The 15,941-nt window shown below is 59.0% G+C and carries 15 protein-coding genes and 1 other RNA gene; 4 read left to right on the top strand and 12 right to left on the bottom strand.

The window, feature by feature from the left end:
* Positions 1–51 precede the first annotated feature (51 nt).
* From murG to rsmI, 11 genes are all read right to left on the bottom strand, one after another.
* Positions 52–1,146: an undecaprenyldiphospho-muramoylpentapeptide beta-N-acetylglucosaminyltransferase gene (gene murG / locus NH395_RS01095; protein WP_366064870.1), complete on the bottom strand. Its 1,095-nt coding sequence runs from the start codon at positions 1,144–1,146 to the stop codon at positions 52–54.
* Between the two features lie 20 nt (positions 1,147–1,166).
* A complete protein-coding gene (ftsW, locus tag NH395_RS01090; protein ID WP_253021795.1) occupies positions 1,167–2,348 on the bottom strand; it encodes a putative lipid II flippase FtsW in 1,182 nt (393 codons plus the stop codon).
* Positions 2,345–3,733, bottom strand: a complete 1,389-nt coding sequence (gene murD, locus NH395_RS01085) for a UDP-N-acetylmuramoyl-L-alanine--D-glutamate ligase (RefSeq protein WP_253021793.1) — start codon at positions 3,731–3,733, stop codon at positions 2,345–2,347. The genes ftsW and murD overlap by 4 nt, the downstream gene beginning before the upstream one ends.
* Before the next feature lie 56 nt (positions 3,734–3,789).
* Positions 3,790–4,872 carry a phospho-N-acetylmuramoyl-pentapeptide-transferase gene (mraY, locus tag NH395_RS01080; RefSeq protein ID WP_066321067.1) on the bottom strand — a complete coding sequence of 361 codons (1,083 nt, stop codon included), beginning with the start codon at positions 4,870–4,872 and terminating at the stop codon, positions 3,790–3,792.
* Between the two features lie 9 nt (positions 4,873–4,881).
* Positions 4,882–6,240: a UDP-N-acetylmuramoyl-tripeptide--D-alanyl-D-alanine ligase gene (gene murF / locus NH395_RS01075; RefSeq protein WP_253021791.1), complete on the bottom strand. Its 1,359-nt coding sequence runs from the start codon at positions 6,238–6,240 to the stop codon at positions 4,882–4,884.
* Positions 6,241–7,725 carry a UDP-N-acetylmuramoyl-L-alanyl-D-glutamate--2,6-diaminopimelate ligase gene (locus tag NH395_RS01070; protein ID WP_253021789.1) on the bottom strand — a complete coding sequence of 495 codons (1,485 nt, stop codon included), beginning with the start codon at positions 7,723–7,725 and terminating at the stop codon, positions 6,241–6,243. It lies immediately after the preceding gene.
* A gap of 15 nt (positions 7,726–7,740) precedes the next feature.
* Positions 7,741–9,447, bottom strand: coding sequence for a penicillin-binding transpeptidase domain-containing protein (locus NH395_RS01065; RefSeq protein WP_253021787.1), 1,707 nt, complete (start codon positions 9,445–9,447; stop codon positions 7,741–7,743).
* Positions 9,444–9,779: a cell division protein FtsL gene (gene ftsL, locus NH395_RS01060; protein WP_253021785.1), complete on the bottom strand. Its 336-nt coding sequence runs from the start codon at positions 9,777–9,779 to the stop codon at positions 9,444–9,446. Before ftsL ends, NH395_RS01065 begins: the two co-directional genes overlap by 4 nt.
* Positions 9,780–9,793: 14 nt before the next feature.
* Positions 9,794–10,744, bottom strand: a complete 951-nt coding sequence (gene rsmH, locus NH395_RS01055) for a 16S rRNA (cytosine(1402)-N(4))-methyltransferase RsmH (RefSeq protein WP_253021783.1) — start codon at positions 10,742–10,744, stop codon at positions 9,794–9,796.
* Between the two features lie 80 nt (positions 10,745–10,824).
* An RNA gene (gene rnpB / locus NH395_RS01050) (RNase P RNA component class A) lies at positions 10,825–11,183 on the bottom strand.
* Between the two features lie 32 nt (positions 11,184–11,215).
* The gene (rsmI, locus tag NH395_RS01045) at positions 11,216–12,073 is read right to left on the bottom strand and encodes a 16S rRNA (cytidine(1402)-2'-O)-methyltransferase (RefSeq protein WP_253021781.1); all 858 of its coding nucleotides are present in this window, start codon (positions 12,071–12,073) and stop codon (positions 11,216–11,218) included.
* Positions 12,074–12,183: 110 nt separating this feature from the next.
* Here rsmI and NH395_RS01040 point away from each other — a divergent pair, with 110 nt between their 5' ends.
* Genes NH395_RS01040 through NH395_RS01025 form a run of 4 tightly spaced genes read left to right on the top strand, consistent with a single transcriptional unit; the run spans position 12,184 to position 15,301 of the window.
* Entirely contained in the window at positions 12,184–13,713 is a 1,530-nt protein-coding gene (locus NH395_RS01040) for a penicillin-binding protein activator (RefSeq protein ID WP_253021779.1), read from the top strand.
* Complete coding sequence (locus NH395_RS01035; protein ID WP_253021777.1) at positions 13,703–14,074, top strand: YraN family protein; 372 nt, start codon at positions 13,703–13,705, stop codon at positions 14,072–14,074. The genes NH395_RS01040 and NH395_RS01035 overlap by 11 nt, the downstream gene beginning before the upstream one ends.
* Before the next feature lie 21 nt (positions 14,075–14,095).
* Positions 14,096–14,683, top strand: coding sequence for a phosphoheptose isomerase (locus tag NH395_RS01030; protein ID WP_066321086.1), 588 nt, complete (start codon positions 14,096–14,098; stop codon positions 14,681–14,683).
* A 33-nt stretch (positions 14,684–14,716) separates the two neighbouring features.
* Positions 14,717–15,301 (top strand): BON domain-containing protein, encoded by a 585-nt coding sequence (locus tag NH395_RS01025; RefSeq protein ID WP_253021775.1) that lies wholly within the window; start codon positions 14,717–14,719, stop codon positions 15,299–15,301.
* A gap of 91 nt (positions 15,302–15,392) precedes the next feature.
* Here NH395_RS01025 and NH395_RS01020 read toward each other — a convergent pair whose 3' ends face one another.
* Positions 15,393–15,899, bottom strand: coding sequence for a ClpXP protease specificity-enhancing factor (locus NH395_RS01020; RefSeq protein WP_253021773.1), 507 nt, complete (start codon positions 15,897–15,899; stop codon positions 15,393–15,395).
* Positions 15,900–15,941 lie beyond the last annotated feature (42 nt).

Below are 15,941 nucleotides of genomic sequence, written 5' to 3'. Positions count from 1 at the left end.
CGCGACCATTGGGGGCGGTCGTTGCTGATGCCGCCTTGGTTTCAGAATGGGTCACACAGTCTCTCCTTGCGGTATGACAGCCAGACACCCCTCGACCAAGTGCTGGGTTGCCTCCAGGTAGGCGGCCTGGCGGGCATTAGCGGCCATCGCCGCCAGGGTGTCAGGCGTTAATAAGTTTGCCAATTCATGGCTAAGGCGCTCGGCAGTCAACTCGGACTGAACGATGCAAAGCGCCGCTTTGGCCTCGACAAGCACCTGGGCATTGACGCGTTGGTGATCATCCACCGCGAATGGAAAAGGCACCAGCAAGGCTGGCTTGGCCGCTGCTGCCAGTTCTGCAACGGTCAATGCCCCGGCACGGCAAACCACCAGGTCCGCCCAGTCATAAGCCGCCGCCATATCATCAATAAAAGGTTCAACCTGAGCCTCAACGTCCTGCTCGGCATACCGAGCCGCGGTATCGGCATCCCGCGCCTTGCCGGCCTGATGCCATATGGCCGGCCGCTGTGCAGCCTCCAGGCTGGCGATGGCTTGGGGCAGTCGCTCATTGAGGGCCACGGCACCCAGTGAACCACCGACGACCAGCAGGCGCAGAGGACGGCCTGCCATGGTCGCCGAATCGCGCGGGTGATTGCCCAAGGAGGCAATATCGTCGCGGACCGGATTACCGATCACTTCCGCCCGTTGGCCAAAGGCCTGGGGGAAAGCCGCATAGGTGCGGGTCGCCAGGCGCGACAGGACCCTGTTGGTCAACCCCGCCACAGCGTTCTGCTCATGAATCACCAGTGGAATGCTCAATGTTCTGGCGGCCAGACCACCGGGGCCGCTGGCAAAACCACCCAACCCCACCACAACCTGAGGGTTGAACTCTTCCATGACACGACGGGACTGACGCACCGCGCGGCTCAGGTTCAAGGGTGCCTTCAGCCAGCCTGTCAGGCCGTTACCGCGCAGCCCTGAAATGGCAATGGTATGCAGGGTGATTCCCGCGTCGGGCACCAGGCGGTTTTCAATGCCTTTCGGACTACCCAGCCACTCAACTTCGACTCCCTGAGCCATCAGGGCCCGCGCCAACGATAAAGCAGGCATCACGTGGCCCCCGGTTCCTCCTGCCATGATGAGCACTCGGCGCGCTGGCTGTGTCACAGGCAACTCCTTAAGCTTGATTATGAGAGGCGTGGTTCACGCCGCGGGCGATAAGGCGTCGAGGCACGCTTGGGCTGTTGGCGCGTTTCCACATCGGTGCGCAACAACAAACCTATCATGACGCCGGTCACCAGCAAGCTGGAACCGCCATAGCTCATCAGTGGTAGCGTCAACCCTTTGGTTGGCAGCAGCCCAGAGCTTACCGCCATGTTGATAAACGCCTGAGCCGCAATAATGAAACCAACACCATAGCTGACGTAGGCGCCGAACAGATGCCCTGACAGCTCGGCTCGACGCCCTACCAACATGGCCCAGGCAATCAACAGGGTAAATAACACCACCACTGTAATGGCGCCCAACATCCCCAACTCTTCGGCGACCACTGCAAAAATAAAATCGGTATGCGCCTCGGGGAGGTAATGCAACTTCTGCACGCTGTTGCCAAGCCCGGTACCGGTGACATGACCACGACCAAAGGCAATCAGTGCCTGGGTCAACTGATAGCCGGTCGCAAACTGATCGGCCCAAGGGTCCAAAAAACTGGTCCAGCGAGCCAGCCGATAGGGTTCCAGCGCCACCATCATCACCGCCCCCGTCGCCAACAGGCTGCCACTACCGATCAATAGGGTTAGCGACGCCCCCGCCATCATCAGCATGCCAATCACGCAGGCTGTAAACACCACCATGCCGCCAAAATCAGGCGCCAAAAACAACAGCCCGGCCGGCACGGCCAATACGGCCAGTGGCCGCCACATACTGAACGGCCTGCGCCTGAGGTCGTAAGTAAAGCGGGACATAAAAGCCGCCATGTAGAGAATCAAGCCAATCTTGGCGAGCTCGGATACCTGCAGGCTCGGCAATGGACCGGGCAGCGCAATCCAGCGTTTACTGCCATTGATTTCCTGACCGATGAACAGCACCAGTGTGAGAAGGAAAATATTGACAAGCAGAATCAAGCTGGCGTTTTGACGCCATACCTCCAATGGAAGACACAGCATCACCAGGCACGCGGCTATGCCAAGCAGCAAAAACACACCATGCTGTTGTGCATAGTGATAACTGTTGTCTACCAAACCGATAGAGGCCGAACTCACCATCACCCAACCGAAGCCCGCCAGCGCTACCGCCACCACAATCAACCAAATATCACAGGGTGCCCCCTGGGTAGACAGTGCCTGGCGTAGATTTCCTAGTCGCTTCATGACGTTGCCTCGTGGACGAATCGTGCTTTTTGCTCTACCCAGTGACGAAAGGCATCGCCTCTTGCCTGGTAATTAACGAATTGATCCAGACTCGCACAGGCCGGCGACAGCAGCACGCAGTCTCCGGGTTTCGCAAGCGCATACGCTTCTTGCATGGCATGCGCCAGATCCGCCACCAGACGCGTCTCAACGTGACCTGACAACGCCTCATCCAGACGCAATGCATCCTGGCCAAACAAGATAACGCAGCATGCGTTGGCGCTTAATGGCGCCGCCAGGGGAGAAAAATCGGCCCCTTTGCCAACACCGCCTGCCAGCAATATCAACCGGCCATTCAAGTCGGCGCCAATGCCTTCAATGGCCGCAAGGGTCGCTCCCACATTGGTCCCCTTGCTATCGTTCACCCATTTCACGCCGTCGAGTTCAGCGATCAGCTCGCTGCGGTGGGGCAAACCTTTGAATGCCTTTAATGCCTCGCACATGGCCGCTCGATCAAACCCCAACGCGTCCCCCATGGCCAGAGCAGCCAACCCGTTAAGATAATGATGCTGGCCCACCATCGCCAACTGATCGGCGGCAAGCCAAGGCGCTTTACCCTTCATCAGGGTTAACCGCCCCTGCTCTAATGCCAACCCCAGATCACGACCGCTTGGCGGCTGACTGCCAAAGCGAGTCAACTCGGCCACCGGCTCGCTGGGAAACGTCATTGGGTCATCGGCATTGACGACAGCATGCTGCGCACCGCGGAAAATGGCTTGCTTGGCACGACGATAGCCTTGCATGTCGCCATGTCGATCCAGATGATCTTCCGATAAGTTTAAAAAGGCGGCCACCGCCGCGCCAAGGCGGGGGGTGGTTTCGAGCTGGAAACTGGAAAGTTCGAGGATGAATAGCTCAGCGTCAGGCTGTTGCTCCAATAGATCCAGTGCCGGGGTGCCGAGATTTCCACCCACAGCGGCCTTGACACCTGACGCCTGGGCCATCTGCCCGAGCAGGGTCGTCACGCTTGATTTGGCATTCGAGCCGGTAATCGCGGCAATGGGCGCGGACGCCGCACGCACAAACAGGGCCATTTCGCCGACCAGCCGGGGGTCGCCAGTGCGGGGGTTCATTTGCGCCGCCAACGGCGCTAACGTTGGATGCTGGGGGTCGACACCCGGGCTCACCACGACCTCTTCCACCACTGCAATATCCAGAGCCTCGAGGGGGCCGCAATGAACGCTAACGTCGGGATGGGCACGGTAGAACGCAGCCATGTCGGGCGGTTCCTCACGGGTATCCGCCACCATGAAGGGCACGCCCTGTCGCGCCAAATGACGGCATATCGCCCGCCCCGAGAGTCCCAGCCCCACGACGAGCGTTATTCCTGGTGGAACGTGAACCATCCCGGCTCCCTCATACCGACCCATGTCGGGCCCGGTCGCATTGAAAATGAAAAAACTTAACGAACTTTAAGCGTGGCCAGCCCCAGCAGCACCAGCACCACGGTAATGATCCAGAAGCGCACGATCACCCGGGGTTCTGGCCAGCCTTTCAACTCATAGTGGTGATGCAAAGGCGCCATTCGGAATATCCGGCGCCCAGTGAGCTTGTAAGAGCCCACCTGCAGAATGACCGAGACGGTCTCAAGCACGAAAATACCGCCCATAATGAACAACACGATTTCCTGGCGGACAATAACGGCCACGACGCCAAGCGCAGCGCCCAGAGCAAGCGCTCCCACGTCGCCCATAAAGACTTGTGCAGGGTAGGTATTGAACCAAAGAAACCCAAGCCCGGCGCCCGCTATCGTTGCGCAAAAAACGGCCAGTTCACCGGTACCCAGGATAAACGGGATATGCAGGTAGTCAGCGAAAAGCGCGTTGCCGCTGGCATAGGCAAAAATCGCCAGCCCCATCGCCACCAGCACCGTCGGCATGATGGCCAAGCCATCCAGACCATCGGTCAGGTTGACGGCATTGGAGCTACCGACAATCACCAGATAGGTTAACAGGATATAAAAAATGCCCAGAGGAATCGCAACGTCTTTGAGCGTCGGTATCAGCAGGCTGGTTTCCACTGCCGAGGCCGCTGTAAAGTAAAGAATCAGTGCCGCACTCAAGCCCACCACCGATTGCCAGAAATACTTCCAGCGCGCCGGTAACCCCCGGGGATTTTTCTCGACCACCTTGCGGTAATCATCTATCCAGCCAATCGCGCCAAAACCCAGCGTCACCCCTAGCACGACCCATACGTAGTGATTGGTCAGATCCCCCCACATCAAGGTGCTGATCGCCATGGCCATCAGAATCATTGCCCCACCCATGGTCGGCGTACCGGCCTTTGAGAGGTGTGATTGCGGACCGTCATCACGCACGGCCTGGCCAATTTGCCCCTCGACCAGCCGCCTTATCACCCAGGGCCCCAGCCATAGGCACAGAAACAGCGCTGTCAGGGCGGCTAAAATCACCCGCAAGGTTAAATAGTTGAAAACCTGGAAGGCAGATTGATACTGCGACAGAAAATTCGCCAAGTGAAGTAACATGAACGGCGTTTACCTTATCTCATCCGTGCGCAGGGCGGTGACAATTCGTTCCATGCCTGCGCTGCGCGACCCTTTTACCAACAAGCTGGCATTGGGCGGCAACGTATTGTGAAGATGACGCACAAGCGTCGCGTGATCATTAAAATGCAACCCACCATCAAAGGCATCGCTGGCCGGCTTGGCGGCTTCCCCCAGCGTTAACAGCAGATCGACCCCCAACTGCGCCGCATATCGGCCGATATCCGCGTGCAAAGCGCTGGAATCACTACCCAGCTCCCCCATTGCCCCCAAGGCACACCAGCGCGGCCCCGGCAGGCTCATCAACGTCTCCAGCGCGGCTTTCACCGCGCCAGGATTGGCGTTGTAGCTATCATCAAGCAGGCTTACACCGCGCAACCCGGGTAGCACACCAAGCCGGTTGGGGAGTGCAGACAGGCGCGCCAGGCGCTCGATCACCTGCGCTGGCGGCACCCCCAGAGAGAGCGCCGCCGCCGCCGCCGCGAGCGCATTACTCACATTATGCTTGCCCAGCAGCGGTAACTGTACCCGCCCAAGGGATCGCCCTTGATAGTTAAGCGTGAAAGCATAACGCCCTTGGGAGTCACAGGAAAGCGCTTCGGCCCAGATATCCGCCGGTGCCTTGATGCTGAAGCTGATCACATGACGCGGCGCAGCACAGGCTGCCCAGTAGGCAAAATAATGATCGTCGCGATTTAAAACCGCCACGCCATCGTCCGCCAAACCGCTCAGCACTTCCCCCTTGGCCTGGGCAATTTGCCCCATCCCGCCAAACTCGCCGACATGGGCACCGGTCACATTGGTAATCACGGCGACCTGAGGCCGAGCCAGACGCGTCGTCCAGGCAATTTCCCCCAGGTGATTGGCCCCCAACTCAACCACCGCCACCTGATGGTCCGGCGTCAACGCCAGCAAGGTCAATGGCGCCCCAATGTCATTATTGAGGTTTCCCTGGGTGGAATGAACCGCGCCCAGCGGTGCCAGCAAGGCGGCCGTCATGTCTTTCACCGTGGTTTTGCCACTGTTGCCGGTCACCGCGACCAGCGGGCCCTGCCAGTCTTCGCGCACGGCGGCAGACATCAACCCCAATCCCAGACGGGTATCAGGACATACCAACTGTGGCAGCGAGCTATTCACAGGCGCCTCCACCAGCGCCGCCACCGCGCCCGCCTGCTGCGCCTCGGCCAATAGATCATGACCGTCAAACCGCGGCCCCTTGAGGGCGACAAACAGGCCTCCCGCCACCATCTTGCGCGTGTCGGTGACGACAGTGCTGATGGGCATGTCCGCCAAGGATGGCGGCGCTTCAACGGCGAGCGCCGCCGCTACGCCACCGAGCGTCCAGTTCATCTAGAGCGCCTCCCGAGCGGCCAGCGCGGACTGCACGGCCTCACCATCATGGTAGGGATAGCGCACCCCCTTGATTTCCTGATAGGGCTCATGACCTTTACCCGCCACCAGAATGACATCGTCAGGGTTGGCGTGACGGACCGCATACGCAATCGCCTCGCCTCGCTCGGCTATTTCCAGCGGCTTAGCCTTCTGACTGAAGCCTGCCAGAATATCAGCGCGTATGCTTTCGGCAGACTCCCCCCGGGGATTATCATCCGTCACGATCACGCCATCCGCATGCGCTTCTGCTACACGCGCCATTTCGGCGCGCTTGCCGGTATCACGTTCACCGCCACAGCCGAACACGCACCATAATTTGCCCGCATGCCCATCAAGGGCGCGCAGTGCGTTATCGAGCGCATCCGGCGTGTGGGCATAATCGATCACTACGCTGGGGGCGCCCGCCTGACGGTAGCATTCCATGCGCCCCGGCACCGGGTGAAGCGATTCTGCCGCTTTGAACAGTGAATCCAATGGTTCGCCCAAGCCATATAGCGTTGCCATGGCCAGCAAGACGTTATCCAGGTTAAAGCGCCCCATCAGCGACAGCGACAGCGTTTTTTCACCATCGGGCGTAGCGATCAGTGCCTGCTGGCCTTCACTATGAGGGTTCCAGCCCACCACGCGTAGCGTGACGGCCTCTTCGGTGCCTGTCGCCAGGACGCGCACATGGCTATCGCAGCCCGCCAACATCAGACGCACGAGCGGGTCATCACCGTTCATCACGGCAAGGGCAAGCTCAGTACGCCGGAATAACTTGGCCTTGGCAGCCGCATAGGCAGCCATGCTGCCATGATAATCCAGATGATCACGGCTCAAATTGGTAAACACAGCGGTCGTGATATCAACGCTATCCAGCCGGGATTGATCAAGGGCATGGGATGACACTTCCAGCGCCACACGCTTGACACCCTGACGAGCCAGCCCGCCCAGCGCCGCATGCATGGCAAGGGCGCCCGGCGTCGTAAGCCCGTTATCGCTCAGCGCGCCCAAGCGGCCTACGCCCAGGGTACCGATGACACCAGCCGGTGTCCCGAGTGCATCGCTCAACGCGGCAATGTAGTGCGTCACGGAGCTTTTGCCATTGGTTCCCGTGACACCGATGACCTCAGGCCCTTCAGGCAGTTGAAACAGCGCGCGCCCAAGCTCCCCGAGCCGCCGTGTCAAATAAGGTAACTGCAGGACACGGCCATCGAGGGTAATATCACCATGGCTGGCATGGGCAAGCACCAGGCCCGCACCTGCCTCAAGGGCGCTATCAATAAAATCGCGACCGTCTAGCTGGCCGCCTGGAACGGCCACAAAAATATCGCCAGGGGCGATCTGGCGAGAATCGTTGGTGATGTTGATATTGTCGGACAACGATGGCAGCGATGCGGGCAACCCACCGGCTGGCCACACCTTGGCGAGCGCTTGTATCACCTCATTCGGGCTAAGCGTCATGCAATCTCCTTCCCACTATTCCGCCTCTCGATCAGGAGGCACGTCCAATAACCTTAGCGCATTACCTGTCACACTTGAGAATACCGGCGCCGCCACGGCGCCTCCGTAGAATTCGCCTGCCTTGGGATGGTCGATCATGACCACCGTCACGATGCGCGGGTCCGAGATCGGGGCAATCCCGGCAAAGACGCTGCGGTAGGCGTCTTTTGCATATCCCCCCTGGCTGGATTTACGGACCGTCCCGGTCTTGCCGCCTACACGATAACCTTCAACCCGCGCTCGCCGACCTCCCGTATAAGCGGCTACCGAGCTTTCCAGAATATCCAGCAAGTCGTTCGCAACCCCGGGCTCTATTGCGGGAATGCCTTGGGGCGACTCGGAAAGACGCAGCAACGAGGGCGGCAAACGCTTGCCGTCATTGGCAAGCGCCGTATAAGCACTCGCCAGCTGAACGGCTGAAACCGAGAGGCCGTAGCCATAAGAGAGCGCCGCCCTTTCACTGCGCGACCAGTTAACATGGGTCGGCAGACTGCCAGTCGCCTCACCAGGGAAACCGGTACCGGGCGCTTGCCCCAGGCCCAGTTGGTTATATTTCTCCCAGATGGCCGTATCACTCAACTGCAGCGCCAACCGCGACATACCAATGTTGGAGGATTTCTCAAGGATACCGGCCAGGTCCAGCTCACCGTAATTGCGAAAGTCACGTATCGTGTATTCGTCTACCCGCATCCAGCCAGGCGAGGTATCCACAACGGTGTCACGATTAAAATCTTCATTCTCCAGCACCGCCGACATCGCCAGCGGTTTCATCACCGAGCCAGGCTCGAAAACATCGACCAGCGCCTGGTTACGCAGCCCGCGAGGGTCTAGCCCTGCCCGGTTGTTCGGGTTATAGGAAGGCAGATTGGCCATGGCCAGCACTTCGCCGCTGCGGGCATCCATCATGACCAGGACACCGCCATCCGCCTTGTTTTCAACGACCGCTGAGCGGAGCTCACGGTAGGCCATGTACTGCAAACGCTGATCAATTGAGAGGGTCAAGTCGCCGCCCGGCTGAGCTTCACGGATAACATCCAGCTCCCTGACCAATCGACCACGTCGATCCTTGATAATGCGCCGCTGCCCCGGACGACCGGCCAGATGAGACTGGTAGGCAAGCTCGAGCCCTTCCTGCCCGACATCATCAACGTTGGTCACGCCAAGCAGTTGTGCCGCGACTTCCCCCGCAGGGTAATAGCGCTTGTATTCACGCTGGGGGTAGACCCCAGGCGTGCGCAAATCGAGGATACGCTGGGCGGCTTCAGGCGTCATTTGGCGCCGCAGATACATGAACTCATGGTCGCTGTAGCGCGCCACTCGGGCTTCAAACGACTCCAGCGACATACCCAATGCCTGCGCCAGGACGATACGCTGAATCGCATCCTCGGGGAGTTCCTGGGGGTTCGCCCAAAGCGTTACTACTGGCGTAGAGATCGCCAGCGGCTCGCCATTTCGGTCAGTAATCATTCCCCGGTGGGCGGGGATGACCTCATTGCGCAACGTACGCGCATCCCCCTGGCTTTGCAGAAAAGGACGGTCGATCACCTGCAGCAAGGTGATCCGCCCTATCAGGATCGCGGACGCCAGGACAATAAGCAGCATGACAAAGAAAAACCGCCCCCCCGGTAGCGGAGGGGCGACAGGCGCTTGGCGTGAACTGACGCCCCGGCGCTGAGTGCTCATGGGCGAATTACCTCAACGTCGTCAACATCGGGAATGCGCATCCCCAGACGCTGTGTGGCAATCTGCTCTATACGCGCAGGCGTTGACCACGCGCCTTCTTCCAACAGCAGTTGCCCCCATTCGGTGTTCAGCTGGCTCTGCTGTTGCTCTAGTTGCTGTAGCTCGGCGTACTGCCCCCGCGTCGCATGGGTTGTCGCGACGACGCCAAAAGCCGTTGCCAGGCAGGCTAAAAAAAGCAGGCTCAGTGCCACCGGCCAGGGCCGCAGGCGCAAAGGAAACGGCCATCCAGCCTGTAAAGAAGACCACCACCGATCAAGTTGCTCCAAGCTCATGCTGACATCCGTGATCACTGTCGTTTACGTGCGGCACGCATGACCGCACTACGGGCTCGCGGGTTATCGGCCACCTCGTCATCGCTTGGCCGTTTTCCTTTCCCCAGCGCCTCGAGACGACGATTCAACTGGTCATCACGAATCGGTACGCCCTTGGGTAGATGCGTATCGCCCCGCACATGGTGACGAATAAACCGCTTGACCCGGCGGTCCTCGAGCGAATGGAAGCTGATGACCACCAGATGGCCACCCGGCGCCAAGGCCTCGAGGGCAGCCTCAAGCGCCGCATCCAGCTGTTCCAACTCGCCGTTTAAGTAAATCCGCAACCCCTGAAAAGCTTTCGTGGCGGGATGACGGCCTTTTTCCCAGGCAGGATGGGCGGCTTTCAGCACGTCGGCCAAGTCCACCGTATGCGTAAAGGGCGCCTCGACACGCCGATTGACGACCGCTCGCGCGAGTCGTTTTCCAAAGCGTTCCTCACCATAGGTTTTGAATACGTGCGCGATGGTTGCTTCACTGGCGTGGGCAAGAAATGTCGCGGCACTTTCACCCTGGCTGGGATCCATGCGCATATCCAGCGGGCCATTGCGCATAAAGCTGAACCCCCGCTCAGGGTCATCAAGCTGTGGTGATGATACGCCAACATCAAGCAGAATCCCTGCAAGCTTGCCATGCACGCCCTGCTCGCGGGCAACGTCGGCAAGCCGGGCAAAGTCGCGCTGCACCATGGTAAATCGTGCGTCGGCAATATCCGACGCCGCCGTCACGGCCTGAGGATCCCGGTCGAGGGCAATCAAGCGCCCTGCCTCATTCAAGCGCGACAGGATGACCCGGGAATGGCCGCCACGGCCAAAGGTGCCGTCAAGGTATACGCCATCAGGTTGATGCACGAGGATATCGACGGCGCCGTCCAGTAGCACACTGGTGTGTTCGAATTGAGCGCTAGCCTGGTCAGATGACGGCATGGTAAAGCTCGCAGATAGTACAGCTCACAGACAGTACACTCACAGGGTAATGGGGGGCATGCCTTGGCATGCCCCGATGAATGGGGAGTCGGCCGATAAGCCGGGTTCTGTCGTGGACAGTCATTCCTCTAGGCGCTGTGTTACCACAGCGCTCAAGCAACCTACCCGGACCCAGCGCGGGCCACGCCATCGGGTCCCTATTTGGTCTTGCTCCGAGTGGGGTTTACCTTGCCACGCACTGTTGCCAGGCGCGCGGTGCGCTCTTACCGCACCCTTTCACCCTTACCGGCCCCGAAGGGCTTAGGCGGTCTACTCTCTGCTGCACTTTCCATCGGCTCACGCCGCCCAGGCGTTACCTGGCACTCTGCCCTATGGAGCCCGGACTTTCCTCCCCCAACACCTTTTTAGGGGTATCAGCGGCGACTGTCTGGCCAACTCCGGCGGCAAGCATACCAGCGCCCAACGTTCGCCTCAATGCTCGCCTTTCATGCCTTGCAAGCGGGCATACCAGGTTTGCTTACGACCGCCGAACAGCCGGGCGGCAACGCTTGCCGCCTGCTTGACACCAACCCCTTCTCCAAGCAACGCCTCAAGCAGGGTGTCGGCGTCAATCGCCTGCTGCTCACTTTGCGCTACCGGCGGCGCACCCGCGACGATCACCACAAACTCACCACGCGCCTGATTGGGGTCGTTGGACAACTGCGCCAGTAACGCCGCCGGCGTACCGTGAAGAAATGTCTCGAAGGTTTTGGTCAACTCGCGAGCCAAGACAACCTCGCGGCCTTTCAACTGTTCATGCAAGGCTTCCAGGGTATGCACGATACGGTGCGGGGATTCGTAAAATACCAGCGTCTCCTCGCGCACCTTCCAGGCCTCCAGTGCTTGCCGTCTCGCGCCGGGCTTGGCCGGTAGAAACCCACCAAACACAAATCGATCGGTAGGCAAGCCAGCCGCAGACAACGCGGTAATCAGTGCGCAGGGGCCAGGTATCGGCACGACATGGCGGTTGCGAGCGCGAAGCTCGCGCACCAACACGAACCCCGGGTCGCTGATCAGTGGCGTCCCGGCGTCGCTGATCAAGGCAATATCCTCCCCCGCTTCAAGATAGCGATCCAGGCTCTCGACCCGCCGCTCCTCGTTGTGTTCGTGCAACGATATCATCGGCTTATTCAAGCCCAGATGCGACAACAAGCGGGCGCTGTGACGGGTATCCTCAGCGGCAACGCGTGTCACTTCACCCAGCAGTCGCACAGCGCGGGCAGAAAGATCATCCAAATTCCCAATCGGCGTGGCGACCACGTACAATGTACCCGGTGGTGTGTGTGTCATCATGACTCCCAATTCGTCAATGGCTTGCCCCTCGGTACGCTATGCTTGTGCAATAGTCGCCAAATCGTTGACAAGCAGCGACGGCGCAAATGGAAACTAAGGAAGGATACATGAAACAGTCATTACGTGGCTTTCTTGCCGCTACGCTCATGGCGCTTTTCGTTGCGGGTTGTGCGATGCAACCCCCAAGCGTCGTTGACCGAGTACCCGACGAGGATCCCGGCCGCCTGCTTAGCCAAGCGCAAGAACAGGCCCCGGGAGAAGCCGCCAGAACTCGCCTCGAGGCGGCCAATATTTTTGCCCGCCAGGGCCAACGCGAAGACGCCTTTGAGGCGGCTGGCGCCATTGACGAGCAAGCGCTCTCCGAAGCCAACCGGGTTCGCTGGGCTCTACTCTTTTCCGAGCTGGCCCGCGCACTTAATGAACCTGACAGTGTTTTGCGCGCCACCCAAGTGCTTGATGACGAGCTGCCGATGCAGGCCGAGCAGCAGCGTACGCTTGAAGACCGTCAGCGCTGGGCACGCGAAGCGCTCGACAAACCCGACCCCGAACGCTTTGCACTACCAGAACTGGAAGGTGAAACGATCAATCGCATCCTCGTGGCACTTCCCGAATCCGGCGCGCTCAGCAGTGTCGCCGAGACCATTGCCTCCGCTATGCGTCGCCATCACGACATCCAGGGCGACGACGTACAGCTGAGCTTTCTGGATGCTTCTCAGTACTCGCTCAACGAGCTTTATGACCGCGCCCAACAGATGAACACCCAGGTGATGATTGGACCGCTGGACAAGGAGCAGGTCACTCAGCTTGAACAGCGCGACAGCGTTCCCGTGCCGACATTGGCGCTCAACTACGGTAGCGGCGAGCGAAATCAAGCCAAGCGGCTTTTCCAATACGGTCTCTCGGCTGAAGACGAAGCGCGTCAAGCCGCACGCCGCGCCTGGCAGGATGGCCACCGCCAAATGGCACTTATGGTACCCGATAACAACTGGGGGCAGCGTGTCGGTGAAGCTTTCTGGAACGAGTGGCATCGTCAGGGAGGCGAGATCAGCAACGCCGTGCGCTATAACCCAGACAACCCGGTATCTGATGCGGTAAAGACGGCTTTGAACGTTCGCGGTGAGCGCGCCCAGTTGAATGAGATTGATGCCCTTTTCCTGCTCGCGCTACCTGACTATGCTCGCCAGGTGCCGCCCACCATGGATTACTATTACGCGCCCGACCTTCCCATCTATGCGACGTCCCACCTTCACGAAGGACGGGGTCAGACGCGCCTTGATCAGGACCTCAATGACGTCATGTTCATGGACATCCCCTGGCAAATTCCCGATGCCGCCGTGGGTGGTGAAGAAGTGCTGCCCTTCTACGACAGCTACCAGCGGCTAAGAGAAGAGCCCGACGCCTCGATGTTCCGCTTAATGGCCATGGGTGTCGATGCCTATGAGATTGCCACTCGCCTTTCTGATTTTTCTGCACTGGAAGGCTTCGATGGCAGCACCGGCAAGCTGTTTCTCACCGCCGACGGCAGGATTTATCGCGAGCTACCCTGGGCCAAGTTCCAGAACGGCACACCTGCACCGATTTTAATCCCCGGCTTGATGAGCAGTGAAGAAGACAACGACGAACGCGATGACGACTAGCTCAAAGACGGCGCGAGCGCGCGGGCAGGCCATTGAGCAGCTGGCAGCTCAATGGCTGGAGCAGCAAGGGTTACGTTTAATTGCCAGTAATCACCATGTTAAAGGCGGTGAGCTTGACCTGATCATGCAAGATGCGGATATTCTGGTCTTCGTAGAGGTCAAACATCGCAAATCGAGCCGCTACGGGCATCCTCTCGAGTCCGTAACCGCTCAAAAACGGCAGCGGCTTATCCGGGCCGCACGCCTTTATCTGGCCTCGAAACGATACCCGTCAGCGTGTCGTTTTGACGTTATCGCCATGACCGGCACACCCCCTCAGATGGAAGTCGAGTGGGTAAAAGCCGCTTTTGACGCCTTTTGAATTGACAACCAGGAAGCCCTAATGGACTTTCAACCACGCATACTGGACCACTTCAACGCCAGCATTGATACCAAAACCTACGCCAGCGAGGTGCTGCCGCCTTTTATCGAGGTCGCCAGTCAGATGATGGTGCAATGCCTGGTAAGCGAAGGCAAAATTCTCGCCTGTGGAAACGGCGGCAGCGCGGGGGATAGCCAACATTTTTCGTCGGAGCTGCTTAACCGCTTTGAGCGCGAGCGGCCGAGCTTACCAGCGCTGGCGTTAACCACGGATACCTCCACGCTAACCTCGATCGCCAATGACTACACGTACAACGAAGTGTTCTCTAAACAAATCAGGGCGCTAGGTCAGCCAGGCGACATACTTCTGGCCATTTCAACCAGCGGCAACTCGGCTAATATTGTGCAGGCCATACAAGCCGCTCACGACCGGGACATGACGGTCGTGGCGTTAACCGGTCGAGATGGCGGTGACATGGCATCGCTACTGGGTCAGGATGACTGCGAAATTCGTGTGCCCGCCACCTCCACGGCACGCATCCAGGAAGTGCACTTGTTGGTCATCCACTGCCTTTGTGACTTGATCGATGAGCAACTCTTCGGCGGCTAAGCAGCCCTGCCGATAATGAAAAGGAACCTATCAATGACTTCAAAACTCTCAGCCTCGCGTTTTTCCCGTTTGCTAATGGCGGCCACCCTGGGGGCCAGTATTCTGCTCGCAGGTTGCGCGACCAATACCGCTGTCGATGCTTCAAACTACGGTCAACGCGGCGAAGACGTGGCTGCCATTGATCAAACGATTGAACGAGAAGTCGGGCGTGCGCTGGATCGAGCTGACGGGCGGCTGGGTGACGCTCGCATTCGCCCCCACAGCTTTAATGGCGTCGTTCTGTTGGTGGGCCAAGTGCCCAGCGAAGAACTGCGCGAGATGGCTGAAAACGTCACCGCTGACATACGTGGCGTCAATGACGTACACAACGAGCTGACGGTATCGGCCCGCTTACCCAGCACTCAGCGCTTGACCGATACCTGGTTAACCAGCAACGTCATCGCTCAGTTGGCGACCAATGACCGAATTGACTCTTCAAAACTCAAGGTCACGACCGAAAATGCCAGCGTTTACATCATGGGCATGGTGTCGCGTGAAGAAGCGGATCGCATTGTCAACACGGCTTCCAACGTGGCAGGCATCCAGCGGATTGTAAAAGTCTTCGAGTACATCGACTAAATCGACCCCCAAGGCAACCAAAAAAAAAGCCTCGCTGTTCAAAACAGCGAGGCTTTTTTGTTTAGGAACGCTTCAGAAGGAAACTGTCGTGTTACTTCACCACCCGCAGCGATGGTTTTTTCTTGCTGGGCTTATCCTTTGATTCACTGCCTGATTCCGACGTTTTCGTTGACGTTTCCTCAGATGCGGAATCCGCTTCAACGGTTGATTCCGTCGCAGCCAGCGTTGGCTTACTTGGCGAAGACGCTTCATCAGCCGCTTCTTCTTCGCCCTCGAGCGGGGTTAATTCCGGCTCGTGGCCGAACACCATACCAGCGCCGTTTTCCCGGGCATAAATCGCGATGAGTGCTGGCGTTGGAATCATCACCTGCATGGGCTGCCCGCCAAAGCGCGCGTTAAAACCGATGGCCTGGTTTTCCATAAACAGGTCGCGAACCGCTGTAGGCGCAACATTGAGTACGATTTGGCCGTTTTGCACGAATTGACGCGGCACTTCAACACCGGGCTGCGTGGCATCCACGACCAGGTGCGGCGTGAGCTCGTTGTCCAGCAACCACTCGTAAAGCGCTCGGGCAATATAAGGACGGCTCGATTTCATCTCCTATCGCTCCTACCAGAGAGAAGGCCCCGCCAGGCGAGG

The sequence above is a fragment of the Halomonas sp. Mc5H-6 genome, assembly GCF_024124705.1.
Classification (GTDB): domain Bacteria; phylum Pseudomonadota; class Gammaproteobacteria; order Pseudomonadales; family Halomonadaceae; genus Vreelandella; species Vreelandella subterranea.
Note: the sequence above shows the minus strand (reverse complement) of the source record. Positions and strands in the feature narration are given on the sequence as shown.

What these genes read in the sequence shown, in the direction of transcription:
- ftsW (WP_253021795.1), bottom strand. Translation starts at nt 2,348, where the DNA reads ATGAAGCGACTAGGAAATCTACGCCAGGCACTGTCTACCCAGGGGGCA.
- murD (WP_253021793.1), bottom strand. Translation starts at nt 3,733, where the DNA reads ATGGTTCACGTTCCACCAGGAATAACGCTCGTCGTGGGGCTGGGACTC.
- mraY (WP_066321067.1), bottom strand. Translation starts at nt 4,872, where the DNA reads ATGTTACTTCACTTGGCGAATTTTCTGTCGCAGTATCAATCTGCCTTC.
- murF (WP_253021791.1), bottom strand. Translation starts at nt 6,240, where the DNA reads ATGAACTGGACGCTCGGTGGCGTAGCGGCGGCGCTCGCCGTTGAAGCG.
- NH395_RS01070 (WP_253021789.1), bottom strand. Translation starts at nt 7,725, where the DNA reads ATGACGCTTAGCCCGAATGAGGTGATACAAGCGCTCGCCAAGGTGTGG.
- NH395_RS01065 (WP_253021787.1), bottom strand. Translation starts at nt 9,447, where the DNA reads ATGAGCACTCAGCGCCGGGGCGTCAGTTCACGCCAAGCGCCTGTCGCC.
- ftsL (WP_253021785.1), bottom strand. Translation starts at nt 9,779, where the DNA reads ATGAGCTTGGAGCAACTTGATCGGTGGTGGTCTTCTTTACAGGCTGGA.
- rsmH (WP_253021783.1), bottom strand. Translation starts at nt 10,744, where the DNA reads ATGCCGTCATCTGACCAGGCTAGCGCTCAATTCGAACACACCAGTGTG.
- rsmI (WP_253021781.1), bottom strand. Translation starts at nt 12,073, where the DNA reads ATGACACACACACCACCGGGTACATTGTACGTGGTCGCCACGCCGATT.
- NH395_RS01040 (WP_253021779.1), top strand. Translation starts at nt 12,184, where the DNA reads ATGAAACAGTCATTACGTGGCTTTCTTGCCGCTACGCTCATGGCGCTT.
- NH395_RS01035 (WP_253021777.1), top strand. Translation starts at nt 13,703, where the DNA reads ATGACGACTAGCTCAAAGACGGCGCGAGCGCGCGGGCAGGCCATTGAG.
- NH395_RS01030 (WP_066321086.1), top strand. Translation starts at nt 14,096, where the DNA reads ATGGACTTTCAACCACGCATACTGGACCACTTCAACGCCAGCATTGAT.
- NH395_RS01025 (WP_253021775.1), top strand. Translation starts at nt 14,717, where the DNA reads ATGACTTCAAAACTCTCAGCCTCGCGTTTTTCCCGTTTGCTAATGGCG.
- NH395_RS01020 (WP_253021773.1), bottom strand. Translation starts at nt 15,899, where the DNA reads ATGAAATCGAGCCGTCCTTATATTGCCCGAGCGCTTTACGAGTGGTTG.